16 protein-coding genes and 5 pseudogenes are annotated in these 23,051 nt (G+C 55.0%); 9 read left to right on the forward strand and 12 right to left on the reverse strand.

From position 1 onward, the window contains the following. Nucleotides 1–2 precede the first annotated feature (2 nt). The 7 genes from ACE04F_RS03715 (at nucleotide 3) to ACE04F_RS03745 (ending at nucleotide 7,184) form a co-directional block, all read left to right on the forward strand. Complete coding sequence (locus tag ACE04F_RS03715) at nucleotides 3–674, forward strand: amino acid ABC transporter permease (RefSeq protein ID WP_434694772.1); 672 nt, start codon at nucleotides 3–5, stop codon at nucleotides 672–674. A 10-nt stretch (nucleotides 675–684) separates the two neighbouring features. Next, nucleotides 685–1,350 (forward strand): amino acid ABC transporter permease, encoded by a 666-nt coding sequence (locus ACE04F_RS03720; RefSeq protein ID WP_434694773.1) that lies wholly within the window; start codon nucleotides 685–687, stop codon nucleotides 1,348–1,350. A gap of 34 nt (nucleotides 1,351–1,384) precedes the next feature. Beyond that, nucleotides 1,385–2,260 carry a 4-hydroxy-tetrahydrodipicolinate synthase gene (gene dapA, locus ACE04F_RS03725; RefSeq protein WP_434694774.1) on the forward strand — a complete coding sequence of 292 codons (876 nt, stop codon included), beginning with the start codon at nucleotides 1,385–1,387 and terminating at the stop codon, nucleotides 2,258–2,260. 106 nt (nucleotides 2,261–2,366) lie between these two features. After that, entirely contained in the window at nucleotides 2,367–3,647 is a 1,281-nt protein-coding gene (locus ACE04F_RS03730) for an NAD(P)/FAD-dependent oxidoreductase (RefSeq protein WP_434694775.1), read from the forward strand. Continuing rightward, complete coding sequence (locus ACE04F_RS03735) at nucleotides 3,644–5,125, forward strand: aldehyde dehydrogenase family protein (protein ID WP_434694776.1); 1,482 nt, start codon at nucleotides 3,644–3,646, stop codon at nucleotides 5,123–5,125. The genes ACE04F_RS03730 and ACE04F_RS03735 overlap by 4 nt, the downstream gene beginning before the upstream one ends. A 9-nt stretch (nucleotides 5,126–5,134) precedes the next feature. Continuing rightward, complete coding sequence (locus ACE04F_RS03740; RefSeq protein WP_486104928.1) at nucleotides 5,135–6,163, forward strand: proline racemase family protein; 1,029 nt, start codon at nucleotides 5,135–5,137, stop codon at nucleotides 6,161–6,163. A gap of 313 nt (nucleotides 6,164–6,476) precedes the next feature. Then, nucleotides 6,477–7,184: a GntR family transcriptional regulator gene (locus ACE04F_RS03745; RefSeq protein WP_434694778.1), complete on the forward strand. Its 708-nt coding sequence runs from the start codon at nucleotides 6,477–6,479 to the stop codon at nucleotides 7,182–7,184. Nucleotides 7,185–7,525: 341 nt separating this feature from the next. Here the strand turns inward: ACE04F_RS03745 and ACE04F_RS03750 are convergent, their stop codons facing one another. From ACE04F_RS03750 to ACE04F_RS03770, 5 genes and pseudogenes are all read right to left on the reverse strand, one after another. Beyond that, nucleotides 7,526–8,359 carry a substrate-binding periplasmic protein gene (locus ACE04F_RS03750; protein WP_434694779.1) on the reverse strand — a complete coding sequence of 278 codons (834 nt, stop codon included), beginning with the start codon at nucleotides 8,357–8,359 and terminating at the stop codon, nucleotides 7,526–7,528. A 403-nt stretch (nucleotides 8,360–8,762) separates the two neighbouring features. Next, nucleotides 8,763–10,136, reverse strand: a complete 1,374-nt coding sequence (locus ACE04F_RS03755; protein ID WP_434694780.1) for an aspartate aminotransferase family protein — start codon at nucleotides 10,134–10,136, stop codon at nucleotides 8,763–8,765. Nucleotides 10,137–10,858: 722 nt separating this feature from the next. Further along, nucleotides 10,859–11,614, reverse strand: coding sequence for an SDR family NAD(P)-dependent oxidoreductase (locus ACE04F_RS03760; protein WP_434694781.1), 756 nt, complete (start codon nucleotides 11,612–11,614; stop codon nucleotides 10,859–10,861). Between the two features lie 494 nt (nucleotides 11,615–12,108). Further along, nucleotides 12,109–12,684 (reverse strand): annotated as a pseudogene (locus tag ACE04F_RS03765) (plasmid pRiA4b ORF-3 family protein). Between the two features lie 3 nt (nucleotides 12,685–12,687). Next, nucleotides 12,688–13,018, reverse strand: a pseudogene (locus tag ACE04F_RS03770) (IS66 family transposase); the annotation flags it as partial. An 81-nt stretch (nucleotides 13,019–13,099) separates the two neighbouring features. Here ACE04F_RS03770 and ACE04F_RS03775 point away from each other — a divergent pair. Then, nucleotides 13,100–14,488 (forward strand): annotated as a pseudogene (locus ACE04F_RS03775) (IS4 family transposase). 303 nt (nucleotides 14,489–14,791) lie between these two features. Here ACE04F_RS03775 and ACE04F_RS03780 read toward each other — a convergent pair. Continuing rightward, a complete protein-coding gene (locus ACE04F_RS03780; protein ID WP_486104931.1) occupies nucleotides 14,792–15,484 on the reverse strand; it encodes a DUF3223 domain-containing protein in 693 nt (230 codons plus the stop codon). A gap of 54 nt (nucleotides 15,485–15,538) precedes the next feature. Further along, nucleotides 15,539–16,519, reverse strand: a complete 981-nt coding sequence (locus ACE04F_RS03785; protein ID WP_486104933.1) for an AraC family transcriptional regulator — start codon at nucleotides 16,517–16,519, stop codon at nucleotides 15,539–15,541. Between the two features lie 188 nt (nucleotides 16,520–16,707). Between ACE04F_RS03785 and ACE04F_RS03790 the strand changes: the two genes are divergently transcribed. After that, nucleotides 16,708–17,892 carry an aldo/keto reductase gene (locus ACE04F_RS03790; RefSeq protein ID WP_486104935.1) on the forward strand — a complete coding sequence of 395 codons (1,185 nt, stop codon included), beginning with the start codon at nucleotides 16,708–16,710 and terminating at the stop codon, nucleotides 17,890–17,892. 1,156 nt (nucleotides 17,893–19,048) lie between these two features. Here ACE04F_RS03790 and ACE04F_RS03795 read toward each other — a convergent pair. The 5 genes and pseudogenes from ACE04F_RS03795 to ACE04F_RS03815 all read right to left on the reverse strand — a co-directional run. Continuing rightward, nucleotides 19,049–19,207: pseudogene (locus ACE04F_RS03795) on the reverse strand (PLP-dependent transferase); the annotation flags it as partial. 9 nt (nucleotides 19,208–19,216) lie between these two features. Then, nucleotides 19,217–19,363, reverse strand: a pseudogene (locus ACE04F_RS03800) (transporter substrate-binding domain-containing protein); the annotation flags it as partial. A 151-nt stretch (nucleotides 19,364–19,514) separates the two neighbouring features. Beyond that, nucleotides 19,515–20,246, reverse strand: coding sequence for a transporter substrate-binding domain-containing protein (locus tag ACE04F_RS03805; RefSeq protein ID WP_434694785.1), 732 nt, complete (start codon nucleotides 20,244–20,246; stop codon nucleotides 19,515–19,517). 32 nt (nucleotides 20,247–20,278) lie between these two features. Then, entirely contained in the window at nucleotides 20,279–21,532 is a 1,254-nt protein-coding gene (locus ACE04F_RS03810) for an OprD family porin (RefSeq protein WP_434694787.1), read from the reverse strand. A gap of 195 nt (nucleotides 21,533–21,727) precedes the next feature. Continuing rightward, on the reverse strand, nucleotides 21,728–23,050 hold the full coding sequence (locus ACE04F_RS03815) for an MFS transporter (RefSeq protein ID WP_434694789.1): 1,323 nt from the start codon (nucleotides 23,048–23,050) through the stop codon (nucleotides 21,728–21,730). Between the last annotated feature and the right edge of the window lies 1 nt (nucleotide 23,051).

Below are 23,051 nucleotides of genomic sequence, written 5' to 3' on the forward strand. Positions count from 1 at the left end.
CAATGAACTACCAATTTGATTTTCACTTTCTAAGCGGCAGCTTTCCGGCCTTGTTAGACGGGCTCAAGGTCACACTTCAATTGGCCCTAGTGTCCAACCTTATCGGTCTGGTGCTCGGCTTCCTGTTGTGCCTTATGACCTTGAACCGTTGGTTCTTCATTCGCTGGCCAGCGCAGCTGTTCATCGAGTTCTTCCGCTGCACCCCGGCGCTGTTGCAGATCGTCTGGTTCTTCTACTGCGTGCCGATGCTGTTCGACGTGTTCATCGACCCAATTGCCATGGGCTTCTTGGCACTGGGTCTAAACCTCACCGCGTTCAACGCTGAAGCTTATCGCGCAGGTGTTCAAGCAGTGCCCCGCGAACACTTGGACGCTTGTGAGGCTCTAGGTCTGAGGTCATGGCAACGGACTTTGTACGTGATCTTGCCGCAGGCCGTACGAACTGCCCTTCCAGTATTGATTACCAACGGTATTGGCACTCTGCAGCAGAGCGCACTGGTGGCAATTGTCGCCGTCGCCGACCTGATGTACGTGGGCAAGAGCTTGGCCACTGAGGCTTACCGCCCCTTGGAAACTTACACCCTGATCGCCCTGATCTACTTCGCCATGTCCCTGCCGATCGGGCAGTTGGTGCAGTGGTTCGAACGGCGCCAGGAAATGGCCGGCCAGCGGTGAGGAGATAGTCATGCCACTCGATTTCTCAGTTGTTCTGAACTACTGGCCGGTATTGCTTAAAGGCTTGGCCCTGACTCTCGCGTTCACGTGTGTCTGCGCCCTGCTGGGCAGCCTGCTCGGTTTTGTAATCAGCATGTTGCGTCAAGTCAAAACCCCATTGGTGCGCCTGCCGCTGACCTTGTACGTGGAGTTCTTTCGCGGCACTCCACTGCTGATCCAACTGTTCTGGGTGTTCTTTTGCTTCCCAGTGGTGTTTGGACTGGACATCCCGCCGTATGCCTCGGTGCTGATCGCACTGACCCTTTACATGGGTGCGATCACTAGCGAGACCTTCCGCGGCGCGCTCAAATCCATCGCCAGCGAGCAACATGACGCCTGCACCGCTTTGGGTCTGACCTCTAAGGTCAAGGTGCTCTATGTGATCTTCCCCCAAGCCCTGCTGCGCGCAGTGCCACCGCTGCTTTCTAACGTAGTCAGTTTGTTCAAAGAGAGCGCACTGATCTCCTCGGTCGGAGTCGCGGACCTAATGTTCGTGGGCCAAAACATTTCCAACAGCACCGCCCGCCCTGTCGAGTTCCTCTCGGCGGTAGCGGTCATCTACTTCCTCGTAGCCTTCCCGCTGACACGATTGGTCGGTGTGGTCGAAGGGCGCCTACTGCGCCGCTACGCCTACTGACTTAACTGATCTCAAACCACCCCGGAGACTCATCATGAAACTGAACGGTATTCTGCCTGCCCTCGTCACCCCATTTGACGCCGCTGGCAAAGTCGATCACGACACCCTTGCCTCGATCCTGGAACATCAACTGGCCGCTGGCGTCAGCGGTTTCGTACCACTGGGTTCGACCGGTGAATACTACGCATTGGCTAACGATGAGCGCCGTCAGGTCCTGGCTACCGTCAAAGAAGTAGTCGGCGATCGCGGCACCCTGATTGCAGGCGCCAACGGCTCTTGCACCCGTGAAGTGTTGGAACAGATCAAGCAAACCGTCGACGCAGGCTACACCAACCTGTTGATCGCCCCACCTTATTACGCCCTGCCGTCTCAGGAAGAGCTGCTGGCCCACTACAACACTATTCTCGAAGCATTCCCCGAGATCAACGTGGTGCTCTACAACTACCCAATTCGCACTAACGTCGAAGTGGGCATGGATGTGATCGCCGCGCTCCATGAGCACCCACGCGTCATCGGCATCAAGGAAAGCAGCGGCAACCTGTTGCGAGCCATCGAAATCGCCGAGAAATACAAAGGCATCCAGCTTTCCTGCGGCTCCGACGACCAAGCTCTGGACTTCTACCTGTGGGGCGCCGATAGCTGGATCTGCGGTCCAGCCAACATCTTCCCGGAGAAGGTCGTAGCCTTCCACAAAGCCTTCACCAGCGGCGACATCCGCGGCGCCCAGCAGATTATGCGCAGCTTGTTCCCGGCCATGGCTAACCTGGAAAGCGGCAAGTTCGTGCAAAAGGTCAAGTACGGCGCTGAGCTGGCCGGCTTCAAGGTCGGCAACGCTCGTGCACCACTGCTGCCTCTGACCGTTGAAGAGAAGACCGAATTCCGTAAGGTATTTGAATCTTCGCAGGCCTAACTCGGTAGCTCTTCGGAGTACCTTGTAGTGGGAGGCACGACGCTATGACTCTGCCCTCCCACACCTGCTCCTAATCCCGCCGACCTATTTATTGAGCATTGCATCCATGAACAACCCGCAAGCGTCATCGCAACAGGCTGTAGTCATCGGCGGCGGTATCGTCGGCGTTTGCTGCGCGCTGTACCTGCAGCGCGACGGCCACCGGGTCACCCTCATCGACCCAGCCGCCCCCGGTGACAGTACCGCCAAGTGGAGCTGCGGCCAGATGGCAGTAAGCGAAGTAATCCCTCTCTCCAAGCCCGGCATCTTAATGAAGATCCCAGGCTGGTTGCTCGATCAGAAAGGCCCCTTGGCCCTGCGCCCTAGCGCGCTGCCGGGGATCCTGCCTTGGTTCATGCGCTTCCTCGCCTGTGCACGCCCTTCGAAGATCAATGAGATCGCGAAGGATATGGCCCGCCTGACCCAGCATGTGTATGAAGACTATGCTCCACTCCTCGACGCCTGCCCGGACAAAACCTTGCTCGGCGATCGGCCAGTCCTGGAGGTGTTCGACTCCTCTGCAGGACTGGCCCACGAGCGGCCGCATCTGGAGTTACGCAAGCAACTCGGTTTCCGCTCCGAAGAGTTGGACGGTGCAGCAATTGGCGATCTGGAGCCGGCCTTAGCCGGAAAATTCCAGCATGGCCTGATGTTCCCTGACTGGCGTGCGGTGAATGACACCGAAGGTTTCATCGCCGCTCTAACTGAAAGCTTTATTGCCCAAGGTGGTGTACGTCTGCGCCAGCTGGTGGTGAAGATCAATGAGAACCACGATCAAGCTACTGGCGTGACGCTGGACGATGGCAGCCGGATACCCGCCAGTGTGCTGGTAGTCGCAGCTGGCACCGGCGCCAGATCCTTCTTCGACACGCTCGGCGTGAACATCCCGCTCGCCGGCATTGCCGGTTACCAAGCGGTACTCCCGCAGCCTGGCGTAGAGATCCGCCACTCAGTGATCTATGCAGACGGTGGCTTTTGCTTCGCACCGATGACCCGTGGTCTACAGATTGGCGGCACCATCGAGTTCGCCGCGCCCAATTCCGAACCGAATTTCAAACGGGCCGAAATCATCATGGAAAAGGCCCGCCGCGTGTTGCCGCAACTGAATACCCAGGGCATGGAATTTGGGGTCGGTTATCGCCCGTTTCTGCCAGACACCAAACCTGTAATCGACCGCTCACCACGACTGAAGAACGCCATCCTGGCATTCGGTCATGGCCAACTTGGTCTCACCCTTGGCGCCACAACCGGCCGCTTGGTAAGTGACCTCGCTGCTCAACGCACCCCTACTCAGAATCTCTCTGCATTCAGTGCCCGACGCTTTGCCGTCCTTGGAGGAAACGCATGAACCGCTACGACCAGTTTTATATCAACGGCCAATGGGTCACCCCAGTCAATGGTGGTTCGTTTCAATCCTTCGACCCCAGTGACGAAAGCCTGATCGCCAACGTTGCATCCGGTTGCGCCGAAGATGTCGATCTGGCTGTCAAAGCAGCACGCGCAGCCTTCGATGAAGGTCCTTGGTCGCGTCTCAGCGGTGCCGAGCGTGGCGCCTACCTGCGCAAGATCGCAGACGGCATTCGGGCACGTCAAGAAGAGTTGGCGACCATTGAAGTACGCGATAACGGCAAGCCATTCCCGGAGGCAATGTGGGACATCGGCGACACTGCTGGTTGCTTCGATTTCTACGCCAATATGGCCGAGGAGCTGGATGCAAAGCGCGAGAAACCAGTAACGCTGTCCGACGATCGCTTCAGCTCGCTAGCACGCAAGGAGCCAATCGGAGTAGCTGGGGCCATCGTGCCTTGGAACTACCCGATGCTGATGGCCTCGTGGAAAATCGCGCCAGCCTTGGCGGCAGGCTGCTGCATTATCCTCAAGCCTGCCGAGCAGACATCGCTGACCGCGCTAGAGTTGGCACGCATTGCCGATGAGGCCGGCTTGCCAGCCGGTGTGTTGAACATCGTCACTGGCCCAGGCACTACGGTTGGCGCAGCTCTAACCGCGCATCCCGGTGTGGACAAACTGGCCTTCACCGGCAGCGTCCCGGTAGGCAGCCGCATCATGCAAGCGGCCGCTCAAGACATCAAGAACGTCACCCTGGAATTGGGCGGGAAGTCGCCTTTCGTCATCTTCGCCGACAGCGATCTCGAAGCAGCCGTCGAGTGGATCATGTTCGGGATTTTCTGGAACAAAGGCGAAGTCTGCTCTGCAACATCGCGAGTGTTGGTAGAGCGCTCGGCGTATGAACCTTTACTGGCTCGCCTGGCGGAAGAAGCAAGCAAGATCAAGATTGGCAACGGTATGGAAGAAGGCGTTCTGCTCGGCCCACTGGTCAACCGTAATCAATACGACGGAACTCTGCGAGCCATTTCCCGCGGCCTGGAAGAAGGCGCGCGCCTGGTATCGGGTGGTGAGCGCCCGGCACATCTGGACAAAGGTTTCTATCTGCAGCCGACTGTGTTCGCCGACGTACCGGAAGACAGCTGGATCTGGAATGAAGAAATCTTCGGCCCTGTGGTCTGTATCCGTCCCTTCGATACCGAAGAAGAAGCTGTAAAATCGGCTAATAACTCGCGCTTTGGCTTAGGTGCCGCAGTCATGTCCAAGGACCTGAAGCGATGCGAGCGCGTGGCGCGTCAGTTCCGAGCGGGAATTGTCTGGATCAACTGCTCCCAACCGACCTTCACCGAGGCCCCGTGGGGCGGTTACAAGCAAAGCGGTATCGGTCGTGAGCTGGGTGAATGGGGTCTGAACAACTACCTCGAAACCAAGCAGATCACCACCTATAACAGCGATCAGCCTTGGGGCTGGTACATTAAGTGAGGTAGCGCCATGCGTTGGAAACAGACCCTGCAACTGGCGGAAGTGCACTGCGAAGGCGAGATCGGCAAGGTCATAACCGGTGGCGTCCTTGGCATTCCAGGCACCACCATGCTAGACAAGATGAACTACATCAACGAGGTCGACGACAGTCTTCGTCGCTTGGTGACTTTGGAGCCCCGCGGCTGTCTGCAGATGTCGGTCAATTTGCTACTACCGCCCACCCGCCCCGAAGCTCATGCTGGTTTCATCGTGCTTCAAGCGGATAAAGCGCACCCCATGTCAGGCAGTAACTGCATCTGCGTCGTGACCGCTCTGCTTGAGCTGGGCATGGTGCAGATGCAGGAACCAGAGACCACCGTGGTGCTGGACACCCCGGCAGGTCTAGTCACCGCCCGGGCCAAGTGCGTGGACGGTCGTTGCCTGAGCGTATCACTCGACATGTTGCCGTCATTTGTCGAACACCTGGATCTGGTTATTGAGACTGAAGCTTTCGGTAAAATTAAGGTCGATGTGGCTTTTGGTGGTGTTTACTACGCGCTGATCGACGTGGATCAGACCGGGATAAGCATCGCCCCAGAAAACGCTCGGGCGTTGGCTGATGCAGGTGTAGCACTCAAGGATGTAATCAATCGCCAGTTGAATATCCAGCATCCGCTGCTGCCTTCTGTCAACGAAGTGGCATACGTGATGTTTCGTAACCGAATAGATGAGCGCACCTATCAGACGTGTACCACCCTGCCCCCAGGCCGAGTGGACCGTTCACCTTGCGGTACGGGTAGTTCGGCCAATCTCGCTACTTTGGCTGCACGTGGCCTTGTTCAGGCCGGTGATAGCTTGGTGTCGCGCTCGACCATTGGCGGACAATTCCAAGTCGAGTTACTCGGGACTACTGAGGTGGCTGGGCGAGCGGCGGTGCTGCCACGGGTCACCGGTCGAGCATGGCTGTATGGGCTTCAGCAGTTGGGAGTGGATCCGGATGACCCACTAGCCGCGGGCTTCATGCTGAGCGATACCTGGGGAGAAGGTCTAAAGCAGTGACCTTAAATGGGCCGCGCTCAGAAGTAATCTGAGCACGGCCCTTCTCCGGGCAGGTTTGAATTTAGGTTCTTCTATGCAAAAGAAAAAAACGCCAATTACCGTGACCTGTTACATCGAAAGGAATTTAAGACATGCGCTTTCGTTGACATCGGAACCTGGGGGTTACACCTCCTTTGAATGGGGGTTAAACACCAGGAAACGGCATCCAAGGAAGCGCCTCTAGTGTCTCGGTCTAATGGACACGTGGTCGGTAACGATTACGATATAAAAAAGTATTGTCCTGTATGATAGGGGCCAGACCAACCGAGACCTGATGATGGCAACTGATAATGAAATTGAAGGCGGCCCTCGTCGCCATGGCGGCCGCTACATCTACGAAGAGTTGCGCAAGCAGATTCTAACTCTCAAGCTCAAGCCAGGCGTGCAATTGGATGAAGTATCCCTTGCGGCGCAGTTCGGCCTTTCTCGCTCCCCTGTTCGCGACGCACTGGCACGGCTCATCACTGAAGGCCTGGTAGTCATCCTGCCCAATCGCACGACGCTGGTTACGCCTTTTGAGATCGAGGAGTTCCCCAACTATGTCGCTGCCTTGGACCTGATGCAGCGAGTCGTCACTCGTTTGGCAGCCACTCAGCATCGCCCAGAAGATCTCGAAGCTATCCGCCAGGCGGATGCGGCTTATTTAAACGCTGTCACTAGCGGAGACTTTCAAGTCATGTCCGAGCTCAACAAAGCTTTCCACATGGCCATCGCGCGGGCAGGACGTAATCCGTACTTCATCAACTATTATGAGCGTCTGCTGGGCGAAGGGCAGCGTTTGCTACATCTGCATTTTGACTATATCGTAAGTTCAGCGAGTGCTAATCGCTTAGGTCGCGATCACGACGATATTATTCAAGCCATCGCGGCCCGCGATGGCGATGCAGCCGAGGCAGCAGCGCATCAACATACCATGCTATTCCAACGCCGCTTTTTGGACTACATGCAGCAGAACCTCACCGCTCACATATCCGTAACCTAATTCAGCGGTGATCATCACAGCGTGGCTCAACATCGTAGCCTCTCTGGCATCGACGTAGCCACGCAGATAGCTGAGTATGACCCCAGCTTCATCGACACTCCTTTCCCTACCCTTCCTAACAAGCCTTAGAAATACACTAGCCCCGGCGAAAGCCGACTTTTGTAATTACGCGCAAACTGCCTTAGTAAGTGATAGGTACTGAACATTCTTCTGTTGCTTTAATCAAGGCGATCAAAATTCCATTGTTGACTCAGATTCTTGGGCTGATCTCTCGGCGCTCAGTTGCAGCGCGCTTGAACTCTCAAAATGGCCCGCCATTTAGGAGGGCCATTTGAGATTTTTTACTTGGAGGAGACTTCTGCAACGGTGGCTGCATTAATAGCCTTGTCAATTTCACCAGCTTCACGGAGTTGAGTAATAAAAATGTTCAGAACTTGAAGATCCGCAGGTGAAACATCTCGCCGCAACCCGAATGAAACGCCTTGTTTGGCTAAAGGTGGATCAAGCTTAATTTCTCTTGCCCAATCTTTGTTAGCGGCTGCAAACATGCGATTAGTGTCACTTGAGTCCGCGATAATATCCCCCCGTCGGGTTATGACCGCGAGCCTTGTTTCGTCAAGCCCTGGCAATCGCAAGATCGTGGCCTTCTTGACTACCGCGCTAATGGCCTTTTCTTGGGACGTCCCCGCCATCACGACGATATTAACACCCTCTTTATCGTAATCCTGAATCCTATTGCCCGCTGCAGCAAACTTCGGATTGTCTTTATTGATAAGTAATGTCGTTTGGTCATCTGCAGCGGGAGCGGAAAATGCAATGGCCATAGCTCTTTCTGGCGTTTCGTTGAGGCCCATTGCCAAATCCCACTTTTTGCTTTGCAGGCCGGCAATCAAGTTGTCCCAGTTTGTGTCCACAAACTCAACTTTTACTTTTAAGATTTTCTCACCGAAATTCCTGCACAAGTCTGAGAAAAAACCACTGTATTCCGAGGTCATAGGATCCCGCATCACATAGGGTGCAGCGACCGCAGCACCACATCTCAGGACACCAGCGCTTTGCACATTTTTCCATAGCTGTTCTTCAGCAGCGTTGCTGAAGGAATGAACCATAACCGCACTGCACGTTACTGAAAGCACAACCGCATTGCGAATAGAGCGAGCAAAATACCGAGCCATTTTTTTGTACCTTTTTAAAAGAGTTTATTGTAATAGGCAGAGCAATATTTTCTATCCATGTATAACACCTCTCTCAGGAGGCTACATAGTCCAATGCACAGCAGCACCACTACAGCGTAATAGCATTACAACAGCAAACTACTTATCAAGCTAAACACCACTCCTTCGAAGGGCATTGGCACGAAAGCACGAAGATACCCCTATGTAACGAAACCTCACTTCTGCGCTGGATCATTACACCCGCGCCACAGAAAGCCACCCATCAGACAATGGCTGGTTATAAGACAGGGCAAAGCAAAGCAGATGGTCGCGCTAGATCAAGCGCAGCGGCACTTGTACCGCTACGCTGATCAGTTAGCGCCTTGGTTTACTCAGCCCTTATTCTCAATATCGAATTTCAGGGTTACGTCAGCCCTTGGGCATTAGCCCAATTTGCGGCGTCATTTAGAGTTTCCGAGAATGCGTCAAAGATTAGATCGACGTCCTGCTCGCTGCTTATCAAAGGAGGGCAAAATGCAATCGTATCGTAGATCGCTCGGATTATTAAACCGTGCTGATGCGCTTGTTTGAAGATAAAAGCGCCCAACGTTCCAGTATTATCAAATGGTTTCTTGGTAGCCTTATTGGATACAAGTTCGATACCACCCATAAGTCCTACACCGCGTACGTCACCGACCAGCGGATGGTTAACGTATGAGCGCAGCCGTTGATGGAAATGGTTCGACAAGTCCTTTACGTGGGAAACGAGGTTTCGCTCTTCAATAATTCTTATGTTTTCTAGTGCGACAGCGGTAGCAACCGGATGCCCCGAAGTTGTCAACCCATGTACGAATGAGCCTAGCTTAGAGCTTTGAGACACCAAGACATCATTTATTTCGCTAGAAACAACAACAGCGGCCAATGGTTGATACGAGGAAGTTAACTGCTTGGAAAGCACCATGATATCAGGACTAATACCATAATAATCCGCACCAAACATAGTACCCAATCGCCCAAAGCCGGTGATAATCTCGTCAAGCACAAGAAAAATGTCGTATTGACGGCAAATTTTCTGAATAGCTGCCCAATAACCTTCTGGCGGCGGTATTACGCCCCCAGCGGCAATTACTGGCTCCGCAAAAAATGCGGCGATAGTGTCCGCACCCTCCGAAAGAATATACGCTTCGAACTCGTCGGCCATACGTGCGGAAAATTCGATTTCCGTCTCACCCAGTTTGCCGAATCGATAATAATTCGGACAGGTTAAATGATGAACGGGGATTGCCGGAAGGTCGAAATCTCGATGAATTGATGGAATGCCAGTAAGGCTTCCAGTCGCAACAGTAGCTCCATGATAAGCCTGGTGTCGAGAAACAAGTTTCTTTTTCCGAGGTTTTCCAAGTGCATTGTTGACATACCACAGAATTTTTATTGCAGTATCGTTGGCTTCGGATCCTGAATTAGTAAAGAATACATGATTCAGTTCGCCAGGTGCCAGCTCAGCCAGCCGAGAAGCAAGCTCCGCCGCCGGGGCGTGCGTTTTATGACTAAAACTATGGTAGTACGGTAGCAATTCAAACTGCTTGGCAGCTGCGTCTATCAGACGCTTTTCGCTGAAGCCTAATGCTACACTCCATAGTCCAGACATTGCTTCGATATAAGAGTTGCCTTTGTCGTCTATGACGCGAATACCGTCCCCCTTAGTGATTATCAAGGGGCCAGTTTCACGGTGCTGGGAGAGATTGGTATAGGGATGGATATACGCCCGATCTTTATCGGCGATAGAGGAGCTACTCATATGCTCATTTCCTGCCGACCTACGGGCGGCAACGGACGAGTACGTTCACCGGCGGTTCGTCAAACGGTTGTTGGCTTGAGGCCAACAGAGCATGAGAAGTCACCCGGCTGTGGGCGACGGAAGAATTGTACGCAGCACTGAACACATTATGCAATCTCGATTTTGATGATTATTCACTATCGATCGTAGATTGCGAAAACCTTGAAAAAGCACACAGGAGTGGGTGGCGAGAGTGTCTGCCCAGCATTTGGAGCCGCCGGCAAAAAAAGTGAGGTACGACGGAGATAATCACGCTCGTATCTCTGGGGGGCAGCCTGGACAGTGGTTGAACCACCTCGAAGGATTACGGCAGAGCCTGCACGATTGGGGCCGACGCGAGGTGCGACGCGGCCTATCTTTGACCGGCTAACACAGTACTGGGCAGGCCTGGGTGCATCGATGTTTTGGTCAATAACGCTGGGATAAACCGCCGATGAGGCATCGGTAACGGTGAATAGGTACATACGGCCCAAAAGCTCTGCGCTCAGGGGAAATCAATGATTCACCTGCGCCGAACCGTTCTGCGGATCAGACGATGGCTGGGACTGGAGTCTTCCGATGCCTAATCTAGTCAACGCCCAGATGCAGCCTCATTATTGTATTGAAGGGATACAATAATTGGACGATGAACGAGCGCATAGGCCTATCGCGGCGCTCATGCAGCTCCACGGTAGACCTCCTTCTTACGCTACTGCCTGCGCCCCAGTGATTTCGACAAGCGAACCGCACATGAACGCTGCCTCGTCCGAGGCAAGGAAGGCCACCACCGCTGCCACTTCCTCTGGCTTACCGATACGCCCGAACGGCACCATCTTATCCAAATCGGCAATGGTCCGGCCGGAGCGGAGCACGCCAGCTTCAAGCATTGGAGTATGGATTTCACCAGGGCACACAGCGTTGACCCGAATATTCTGCGGCGCGTAATCCCGTGCTAAGTTCTGGGTAAACGATGCTACTGCTGCCTTTGTGACGTTGTAGGCAATGTGGCCTGGTGCTGGGTAAAGTCCCCATTGCGATGCAGTGTTAACAATGGCGCCGGCCCCATTCTCGATCATGATCGGGAGAACTGCTCGGCACAGATGGAACATAGAATCTAGGTTGATGGCGAAGCTGGTATGCCAATCGTCCTCGCTCAATGCCAAAAGATTCCCGCGGCGGTTGATCCCTGCGTTGTTGACCAAAACATCGATACGCCCCAACTGCTTTACTACCGTATCTACCAGGCCACGGCATGCCTCACCTGAGCTAATGTCGGCAGCTATCGCAACTGCCTTACCCCCACTAGCGTTGATCCCCTCGACCACTACTTTCGCCGCTTCCAGATTGACGTCGCTGACTACTACCTTTGCGCCCTCGCTTGCCAAGCGCGCCGCGATCGCGGAGCCGATGCCGCCTGCGGCGCCAGTCACGATTGCAACTCTGTTTTCAAATCTGTTCATCATCGACTCCTGCTTATTGTATTGGTGTAGTCGCTCGAATTTTGGGTCGATCGCTTAAGCAAAACCCTGAGAGGAAGCCAGTTGTGGTTCACCAGCTCGGGAATCTGCACACGACGGTCGTTCGCGAGGGCGTGTCGGGAAAGGCTCCAAGCCGGCCGCGCTGGATGCTCTGCGATCAGCGAATTGCGCGTCTCCGGCGGCCAATAGTGGCTACCGTGACAGGGCGGCTGAAGGCTGATGGGAACCTGAACCATCTCATTACCCATGCTCATTTCACTGCGTCAAACGATCGGCCCTCCATGACAAATATGTTATGTGTGCAGCAATGCATACAATCTATCCACCGCAGTCCTGCGTGTCAACAGACCCGCACCAAACACGACAGCAGCGCACAGGCTGGGGGCCTTTTTGAGATGCAAAATGGTAAGTAATGGAGCGGTTTGGATGTGCAGAATCGTAAGCGTCGGCCCGACACCCTCTTGCTGATCAGGCCTTCACCTGCTCTTTAGCCATTGATTGACCCAATCGCAGTCAAACTGCTGTCGGATCAAATCCATCATCCCCATACCATTCCGACATTTCTTCATGTTCGGGATGATTCGGATCTGCCAGCGCCGCTAAAAACTCTTCATAACCAGGCACACCGCCAATATCTTCTGGCGGGCGTCTATTGGCCCCATCAATGCAACACGGCACCTGCGGGAAAATAATCGCGGGCAAGGTTTTCTCGACTTTGATGCGCAGTTCCCAGTTGTCGCCAAAGTCGTAGACATAACGAAACGTCTTCTTCCCGTACAGCACGTTGATCAGCTTTTTACGCTGCTCAAAAATCACCGGAGGGTCCCAGTCCGGGTCAGGCATGCCGTAACTTTCACCATCTATTTCAAACTCATGCAGATGCGTGTCGCTCCAGCCAAACACAGCCTGGATCACCTGATGCAACTTGCTCAAGGTAATGTTTTCAGGCACCGCAACTCGACGCCAGATCGAAGGTTTATTCATTTAAATTCGATGTGTAGCACCAGGACCTGGTCGGTTTTAACCATAGACGGAGGAGTCGTTTTGGGCATGAGTCAAGCAGCCTCGCTGTGTTCGAGGGGGTTAAGGGAAACGTTCCAGGGCAACAGCTCCTTTACCCCGTTGATCGGGTGGTCAGCGATCCGCTCCAGCACGTGGGTCAAATAGGCTTGCGGGTTAAGGTCGTTGAGTTTGGCAGAGCCCACTAGGCTATAAATCGCAGCAGCTCGCTCTCCACCGGCATCGGAGCCGACGAACAGCTAATTTTTTCTGCCTAGCGCGACAGGCGCGCAACGCTCGTTCGGCAGCGTTGTTGTCGATCTCAATCCGCCCGTCATCGCAGTAGCGCACCAGTGCCTGCCACCGATTCAGGGCATAGAAAACCGCACGGCGGGACGATCGCCGCGGACATACGTCTATAGGCTCGCCGTTTGGTTCTGCCGGTGCCGGGTGAGAGTGCGCGAATGGGTGTGTCGTCGGCGTGGACTTTATGGCCACTCAGGATGTGAGAACCGTATCCGCCAGCACGCCACGAATAGCAATGCTCGTGCTTTCTTCAAGCTGCTCACCGACCCAGAGCTACTGCAAGATGTCGAATCGTCTATACCCAAGCATCGTCAACGGCTATTCCCGCCGACCGAAACACTGTCCATGTTTCTGTCCCAGGCGATGAGCGCCGATCGCTCCTGCCAGAATGCCGTGAATGATTTTTCTATCAGACGCTCCTGCGAGGGGTTGAAGCCCAAGAGCATTCATACCGGTGCTTACTGCAAAGCCAGAGCGCGGTTGCCGGTGGAGATGGTTTCAACTTTGTTGCGCTCCACGGGGGCATCAATGAGCAACCGGGCTCCATCATCGTGGCGTTGGAGGGGGCGACCAGTACGTCTCGTGGATGGCACTACGGTCACCCTGCCGGATACGCCGGCGAACCAAGAGGCCTATCCGCAATCTCATGGGCTGAAGCCGGACTGGGCTTTCCCATCTGCCGCTTGGTGGGGATCGTTTGCCTCGCCGGCGGTGCTGTTTTGGATGCTTCGTTGGGACGTTTCCGCGGTAAAGGCGGTGATGAGCAGACGCTGCTCAGAACCATGCTCGACACCTTGGAACGAGGTGACATCGTGCTGGGCGATGCCTACTACGCAACCTACTTTTTGTTATTTGAATTGCAACATCGAGGCGTGGACGGGGTGTCTGAACAATACGGCGCTCGACGGCGTAGCACGGATTTTCAGCTGGGAAAGCCTTGGGGTCGGAAGATCATTTGGTTGAGTTGAAAAAGCCCAAGGCAGAGCCGTCCTGGATGGGCCAGGCCTATTACGACGAGGCACCTGAAACGCTGTCAGTACGCGAGTTGAAGACCGGAGGGAAAATCCTGGTCACTACTTTGAATTGTCCACAGCAGGTGCCCAAAGCCGCCCTCAAATCAATGTTCAGAGACCGATGGCATGTGGAGCTGGATCTGCGCAACCTCTAGACTACCCTGGGGCTTGAGGTACTGAGCTGCAAGACACCGGGCATGGCCGTCAAAGAGTTGTGGATCTACTTGCTGGCCCACAACCTGATACGGATGCTCATCGCGCAATCAGCGCTGCTCGCCGACTGTCTGCCTCGCGAACTGAGCTTCAAGCATAGCCTTCAGCTGTGCCTAGCGTTGGGGCAGTACGGGGCTCAGGAGCAAGAGGATCGCTGCTGAATCTGCTTGAGCTGATTGCCCAGAAACGGGTCGGTCAACGTCCTGGCAGGATTGAGCCGCGCGCCATAAAACGAAGATCCAAGCCTTATCCCATGCTGATGAAAACACGTCGATCAGCCAGGGCCGAGGTCAGAAAGAATGGTCACCCGAAGAAGGTTAAGTAAGTGCCATTCAGGGCTAAGCCTCTTTTTTGGTTTCTACATACTTCACTGGAAGTCTATAGAAAAATAATTGGAGCGGCAAACGAGACTCGTAGCTGGTGTCTGACTCATTGGAAATTAAGGGTTTCCTTTTATTCCTGAAGTAGGGATGGACTTGTTTTGAAGCTGTATCAAGAGCAGGAGCAGTCGCAATTCCAAGCCAGCAGTCGAGATATATTGACGGCCACTGAGGGGGCAGTCATTCAACCAACGGATTATATTCGCTGGATTGGCTCGGAGATACATACCGACGAAAAAAGGCGGCCCCTACACCCTCCGACCTTCACCGTGGATCGATTTCTTCTTCCTCACCTTAAGTCCTACCGACATGACGCCCCCTTTCGCAACGTTAGCAGCTTTCAGCAAAGGCTGAAGTTCCGCACGAAGACGATGGTACTGCGCAAAGGCAGACGAGATAGTTTGATCAACCAACGCCAATTTTTCTCCGTTTCCAAACGTTTCAAGCTTAGTTAAATCGACGTTACGGTCTTGGCATAATCGCTCTAGCAGCATCCAAAACGGCTCCCTGTGATCGAGGTGCAAATCTTTTCGCTGCGTGATGATCACTCCGCTCGCCGCACACGTTACAGGCAGACCAAGTGAATCGCGAAATGCGATCAATTGCGGACGACTGCAAACCTCAATGCCTCGCATGCCTTGCCATGGACTGATTGAACGACGCCAGTGATGCACCGTTTGTAGGAAAGGTATCTTCACTGCCATCCACGCGGACGAGCCAGATCCCCTTCCCGCCCCCAATGCATTTCTCTCGATCCTGAAGTGGTCAATTCCGACGCCAATTTTTCTGTCCGCGTCCGGATGCATCGCAAGCAACAGGTGTAGTTTTTTGACTGCAAACTTATTGTTGGTCATGCCTGCTGGCGCTTTTTGTAGATAAACTTTGAGCCTATCCAAAAGCTCTTTTTTTGATTTGTACTCGAATGGCCCCAACCAGAACATTCAGAAGCCTCCTTAACTCATCAGTAAACTCAAGCCACATCATCGGTGGCTTGGTTAGTCGAGCCGACTACCATTTTCTCGTGCGTGCTTGATATCTCTCGAGGGTGGCGCTCCGAAACGTCGGGCATATTCACGGCTGAACTGGGCGACGCTTTCATAGCCGACCCGCAACGCGGCGGTGTTCACGTCGACCCTATCGGTCAACATCAGGCTGCGCGCGGCTAGCAGCCTTAACGATTTTTGATATTGAACGGGGCTGGTGCCGGTGAGCTTGCGAAACTTGTGATGCAGCGTCGAGCTGGCCATGCCTGATCGTTCGGCGAGCTCGGCCACGTGCAGCGGCTTGTCATAGTGATGCTTCAACCACTCAATGGCTCTCACGATGCCCTTGTCTCGGTAACCATCGCGAGTGACGCTGCGCAGCCACTGGCCGGCTCCACTGAGCAACAGCCGAACGCAGATCTCCCGCTTGATAAGATCCGACATCAGGCCGGCTTCAAGCGGCCGTTCGATCAGCGTGGAGAGTCGAGCGAACGCGTCGAGCAACTCGCTTGACGCCGCGCCAGAGGCGAAACCTCGCGCCTCAGGGGTCACTTCTTGCCTAAGCGGAGGCTGGGTCTGGATCACCTCGTTGAGCATGGACAGATCGAGCTTCAACACGACGGACAGATAGGGGGTCTGCTCGCTCGCCGCGGTAACACGAGCCAGTGTCGGAATATCGACCGATGTGACGAAGAACGCCCCCGGCCCGAACTCACAAGCCTCCTCGCCGAACGTGATCTCCTTCGCGCCCTGCAGGATGATAGCCACGCAGGGCTCATAAACGCAGTAGGTGGGCGTACCCAGCCCGGCCATTCGATAAAAGGTCAGGTCTGGAATCGCCGTTTTGCAGACCTCGTTCAAACCAATCTGCGGGGTGACTTTTTCGATAAGCCGCTTGAGTGCCTGGACGCGCTCGTTGGGCTGGGCGGGTTCGCGCACGCTCGGGGAATGCGCAGGGCTGAAACGGAACTGCGAGAAGGAACCGCTCGTCATCACATGCACCTTGTTAACGGAATGTTCGAGTCTGCTGAGCGCGCGCGCCCAGTACAAGCGTATCGGCAGGATTGTGCAAAAGATAGGGCGTATTAGGGTCACCCGGCTAACTGGCGTTGTTCTAACGTCTCGTACGAATACCGGCTTCGATGAGGCCGTGAAGCCTCAACTCGCGAAAGGAACGTTGGATGGACAGAAGAGATTTCCTTACCTTTTCGGCGGCCGGTGCCGTTGCAGCCGCTTTGCTGCCAGCATCGAGTATCGCAAGTTCGATCGCAGCAGCCCCAGCGCCTGCTTCGCTGAGAGAGCGCGGAAGCGTAATGCCGACGCAAGGGCGGCTCGTGCGCGCAGACCTGCCCCTCAACTCACCCTCGCAGGCAATGCGATACATCACGCCTCAACGCTTTGGCATGGGCGGGACCCAGATCGGCAATATCTTTGCACCGATCAGCGACGAGCAGGCAGGCTTGGTCCTGCAGGCCGCTTGGGATGCGGGTGTAAGACTCTACGACACCTCGCCGTTCTACGGGTTTGGCTTGAGCGAATACCGTCTAGGCCGCTTCCTTCATGACAAAAATCCAGACGACTACGTGGTCTCCACCAAGGTCGGCCGTGTATTGACGGCCGCTGGTGGCCCGCGTGCGGACCATGCGATCTGGAAGTCGCCGGCGCCCTTCACCTATCGATATGACTACACCGCGGCAGGCGCGCGACGCTCCGTGGAAGACAGCCTGCAGCGCCTCGGGCTGCCACGTATCGATATCGTCTTTATCCATGACCTCTCGCCCGATAACACTGAGCTGGAAGGCGGATGGGAAGCGGCGTATCAAATCGCGCGCACAGGGGCGATGGTTGAGCTTGAAAAGATGCGTGATGAAGGGCTCATCAAGGCATGGGGCTTCGGCGTCAATACACCGAACGCCGTGATTCAGGCAATGACCCGTAATGACCCGACGCCTGACATCGTATTGCTTGCCTGCCAGTACTCCCTACTCGACCACGGCAATGCGTTGCGCAACACCTTCCCGGCGCTGAAAAGCAAGGGCACCAGTGTCGTGGTTGGCACACCCCTGAATGATGGATTCCTGGGAGGGCGCAGCCGTTATAACTTCAGCCTGGATCTACCGGCCGGAGCGGTAGAAAAGCGCGCGCGAATCATGGCAGTTGCCAGCCGGCATGGCATCGACATTCATACGGCCGCCTTGCAGTTCGCAGCGGCACATCCGCAAGTGTCCGCGATTATTCCGGGGGCGCGTTCACCGGGACAGATCCTTTCCAATGTCCAGGCGATGAAGGTCGGTATTCCGGCAGCCTTTTGGGATGAGCTGAAGAGCCTGGGCTTGATCGATGCTCAAGCACCGGTGCCTTCATGAGTAGCGTCCACGCCCCCGCCACCTGCTGATGTTAAGGCCGCAATAAATGAAAACACGAACGTCTCTCAGGACTTTCGGCGGCCTACTTGCGCTCTCCGGCAGTGGTCACTTACTTGCAGACACTTGCGCTTAGCGTTCCGTTGCCTGATCCCCTCCCACAGCTAAAGGTTCTTACACTCCTCGTAGGTATACACCTGCTCGGCATGTGCTTCGGTCTCGGCGGGGCAACGATGCTAGACCTGTGGATTTTGCGTTGGATGCGCAGGGGTAGCCTCCCCGTTGAAATCGGACGAACTTTCACTTCGTCAGCGACGCGGTCACTCTTGGGCTATGCCTCCTGTGGCTCTCGGACCTTGGCTTCCTTGCCCTTTACGCAATGGAGTCGCCGGAAAATTTGAAAACCCTAAACTTTGGGCGAAGGTCATTGTGGTGATCGTCCTGACCCTCAATGGCCTGATCATCCACGCGTTTTTGTTGCCAGAAGCACTCCGGGACTTGAGTCGCCCCCTGCTCTTTGGAATATCCCGTAGAAGAGCTACCTTATTTCTCGCATCAGGTGCAGTTTCGGGCGTGTCTTGGTACACGGCTTTTGCCTTCAGCATTTTTCGTGAGTTAAACAATAGCGTCCCGTTCACCCTGCTGGTCATCCTGTGGCTTACGTTGATAATCGCCGCCTCCCTCGCAGCAATTCTGCTCTGGTTGAACTCTGCAGCGGGAGTAAGAACTTCGCCTTCGCTTAGCCCTCTGGTTTAACGATAAGAACGTTGCGCAGCACAGGCTGGCGGCTCAACGAGAACACTGTGAGACGCACAATTATCACCGCCAGAATCGCCAGCCAAGTGAACGGCAAAGCGAATGCAATTGTGGCCGACTTGGGTATTGAAGCCGACGTGCTCGCCGCCATCGCCCAGTCAATCAGCTCAGCACACTCAACGCGGCGATCTTCAACGTGGACAATTCGGTGACCAAGCCGTCGCTTGTTGAACGCCGAGCTGTTCGAGTACTCGTTGCAATTGACGTCATCGGCAGCAGTGCCGGTGACCTGTGGTTTGTCGCCGGCTGCCTGATTTCAACAGCTTCCTGATCATCGCCTTGCCGGCGAAACTGGTGAGGCGCTACCCCCCTCGACCACTGCCCGCCTTGCGCGGGAACGGCATCAACCAGCTACGGAAAAGCCGCGTTGCAGGTCCTCGATCAACGTCGCCACGTCCTCCAAGCCGACATGCAAACGCACCATCGGGTTCAAAGCACGGTTCGCCGCACTGTTGCGGTCCTGGGTATCGGCCACGGTAACCAGGCTTTCATAGCCGCCCCATTATGCGCCCGAGACGGTCTTGGTCTCAACGCCTAGCGCCTGGCCGATGCCCTTGGCCAGTTCGACCTTGTAGCCCAGGTGTTCGCCGGTCTTGGAATCAATGGTGCCAAACGGCAGGCCACTGAGGATTACGCCGACGCTGATGACGCGGCGTTGTTAGATCTTGTCGGGGGTGGCGAATACGTACTCCACAACCTCATTTTCCAGGCATTGCACAACGACATCAGCGGCCTCGGCCATTTCTCTACCTCAATATCTGCGATCGCTTACGGGCGATTCCATCGTTTGATCCGCAACAAGAGCCGTTTCACACCGATGGTGCGACGGTCGCGTCAGCCTGACCGCTCTGGTCCAACGCCGCACGAACGAAGCCTTCTGCCTTTTTGCGCTCGACAAAATCCCTGACATAGGCCGCCCCCGAGTCATGACCGCGTGGAACCGCCATGGCTTGTCGAATGGAAGTAAATGCACCTTCGATCACTCGATACTTCCCGTTGTCCGCAACGACGGCGTCCAGAGGCTGGCGTACACCTGCCGCCGCATCCAAAGCCTGTTCAACGTACAGATCCACGGCGCCTGCCGACGTCTCTGCCCGCTCCAGTTGCGCATGTTTCAATGTGCGTGTCAGGTAGAGGTCGTAGGCTGCACCTTTGCCAACCGCCAGCCTCAGCCCAGGCTGATCAAGGTCCTCGACCGTCTGGAAGGGTGAGTCGGCGGCGACCAGGTAAGTCCCTTCGATGATCACGTAAGGTTCGCTGAACGCGATCTGCTGCTCTCGCACTGGCTCAATCGCCAGAAAAGCAATGCGCCATGCACCCTCCTCCAGCGCCGCGAAGACCTTGCCCGCCGCATCGAAGGTCACCATCTCTAGGTGTACGCCCAACTCTTCAGCCAAGGCTTTGGCCAGCGCAACAGACACGCCTTGCGGTTGGCCATCCGCGCCCTTTTGGGCCAGGACAGGATTGCCGAAGTTAATGGCGGCTCTCAGGACACCGTTTGGCGCCAGTTCATCGATTACCGCACGGTCGATAGCATTCATTTTTTGCTCCAAGAGTGAGGCCACTGAACGTCCTACCAAATCGGTAAGGTATAGGAAACTATTAAGCGATTTTCATCGGCACCACGTGCGAAGCTGGATCGATAACTTGCATTGCGCCACTTTACTGCAACGTTTTTCAACGCTCCGCTCTTGAAGATGTACTGAACATCGGTGTTGCGCTCCCACTCATTCCCGGCGCCAATGCTGTTTTTCGCATCGGCCTGATCACCACGGACATAGCGACTCATGAACGTCAGACCCGGCATGCCCAGCGCAGTAAAGTCGTAGTCGTAGCGCAACTGCCAGGAACGCTCGCCAGGTTCGGCAAAGTCGTTGATCTGGATGTAGTTGGCCAGGTAAGGGTCCGTACCGTTGATGTAGGGCATCGATGTCGAACCATTCATCTTTTGCAGCCCCAGGCCCAGGGAATGACCAGACAGGCTATAGATGAGCATGCCGCTAAGCGCACCACTGTCGATTTCGCCGCCGCGCGCGGCATCCGCATCATCGCTGAGCATGTAGCGCAGATCGCTTTTGAGCTTACCCGGGCCCAGGTTCAACGTGTGGTTCAGGCCAAAGAAATGCTGGTGATAAACATCTTGGAGCTCAGCGTACTGATAGGTGACCGTCAGGTCTTTACTGAACGCATATTCAGCGCCCCCCATCAGGTAGTGATCACTTTCGACCGTTCCGGAAAAACGCAGATTCTTGTTGTTCAACGTCAGTGTATTGGCATCGGTTGAATCACGATCCGTCATGCGGTTGAAGCGCGCACCGCTGAAGCTGAGTGCATCGAACTCCTTCACCGTGATAAGGCCGCCCTCGAATGTCTGAGGCAGGATACGCCCGGTATTGGCCTGCAAGGTCGGCAGCTTGGGTATAAAGGTGCCGTATTTGAGTTCGGACTTGGAGAATTTCATTTTCGCGGTCAGTCCGAGCCGGCTGAATTCGTCGGCGGCGCGTCCATCGGAATGAGTGGGCAACAGACCGGAACCACTGCGGTCGGGACTGGAGTCGAGTTTCAAGCCCAGCATGCCCAATGCATCCAAGCCAAAACCGACGACGCCTGACGTATAGCCGGAACGCACATCGATGATAAAGCCCTGGGCCCACTCCTCGCGTTTTGATTGCCCTGCTCCATCACGAAAATCGCGATTGAAGTAATAGTTGCTCATTTGCAGGTTGGCTTTACTGTCCTGAACAAAACCTTCCGCCTGCGCCATGCCTGTGAAGATGCACGGGGAAACAGCCAGCCAGGTGCCGATTACTTTTTTATTTTTATACATGCCACGCTCCAAAACAGCGCCCTGAAAATGCCCTGCCGGCTTGAAAACGGCATAAGCGAAATGATTGAAGATCCGGAAAGCAGAGCGACTAAAAAACGAGTGTATCGCGTGAAACATCAGCTCACATCGACCCTGCCATTATCGCTCTGCATTGACCGGGGGCACCGTTTGCAGGGCCGCCAGCCCGATCGACTGTCACCGCGCTTCATGGCTGACAGCGGTGGTAGCTTGCGCGGCGTCCTTGTTAGAAACCCGCATGAACACGGTCATCAGAAAACCCAGGAGCAACAATGCACTGAGGAACAGCAGACCATTGGCGGCACTTTGGCTCTCGCCCTTGACGATGCCAATCAGCGAAGGTCCGGCAAAGCCGCCGAGGTTGCCGATGGAGTTGATCACTGCAATGGATACGGCAGCTGTTGCCCGATCAAGGAACAACGTTGGCAGGGCCCAAAACGGTGATTTGAAGCTGTAGAGCCCGGACAGTGCGACGCAAATCATCGCCATCGCTACAAATGCATTACCAACCAAACCAGCGCCAACCAGGCCTAGTGCGGCGATCAGCAACGGGATTGCAGAATGCAGCTTGCGCTCGTTGCGTTTGTCGGAACTGCGCGACCAGATGATCATCGCTGCCGTGGCCACGATGTAAGGCAACATGGCAATCAAACCGATCTGCGTATGGGTCAGTGACTCGGAAAAGCTTTTGATGATCTGCGGCATCCAGTAGCCAACACCGAGACTGCCGCACTGGTACACGAAGTAGATGAACGACAAGTACAAGACCTTTGGGTTGGTCATTGTCTGGTAGACGCTCAGACTCTTCACGTTTTTGCGACTCTGACGATCACGCTCGAGCTCGCCAATCAGCCATTCTTTCTCTTCAGGCTTGAGCCATTTCGCCTGTTCCGGTTTATCCGTCAGGAAGAAGTAGCAGGCAACACCAAGGAAAACGGCCGGGATGCCCTCCAGAAACAGCATCCAACGCCAGCCGCTCCAGTTGAACCAGCTGATGTTATCCATAATCCAGGTGCTCATCGGTGCACCGATGATGTAGCTCACCGGGATTGCGGCGGTGAACAGTGCAACGGTGGTCGCCAACTCCTTGGAGCGGAACCAGAACGTCAGATAGACGATAATTCCCGGAAAGAAACCTGCTTCGGCAACCCCCAGGAAAAATCGCAGGATGTAAAGTTGATTGGCCGTCTGGGCAAACGCTGTCAGGGCTGCAATGGCCCCCCACGTGACCAGGATGCGGGCGATCCACACCCGGGCGCCAAACTTATTGAGCATTACGTTGCTGGGTACTTCAAACAGGAAGTAACCGATGAAAAAGATCCCTGAGATAAAGCCAAAGGCCTCGCTGGACAACGCGAGCTCCTTGTTCATTTGCAAGGCGGCATAACCAATGTTGGCACGATCAAGATAGGAAACGATGTAGAGCAGGAACACAAAAGGGATAATACGCAAGGTGACCTTGCGAACAATCGCGGCTTCATCAGGCTTATTGTTATTCATA

It is taken from the genome of Pseudomonas sp. AGC41 (assembly GCF_057334555.1).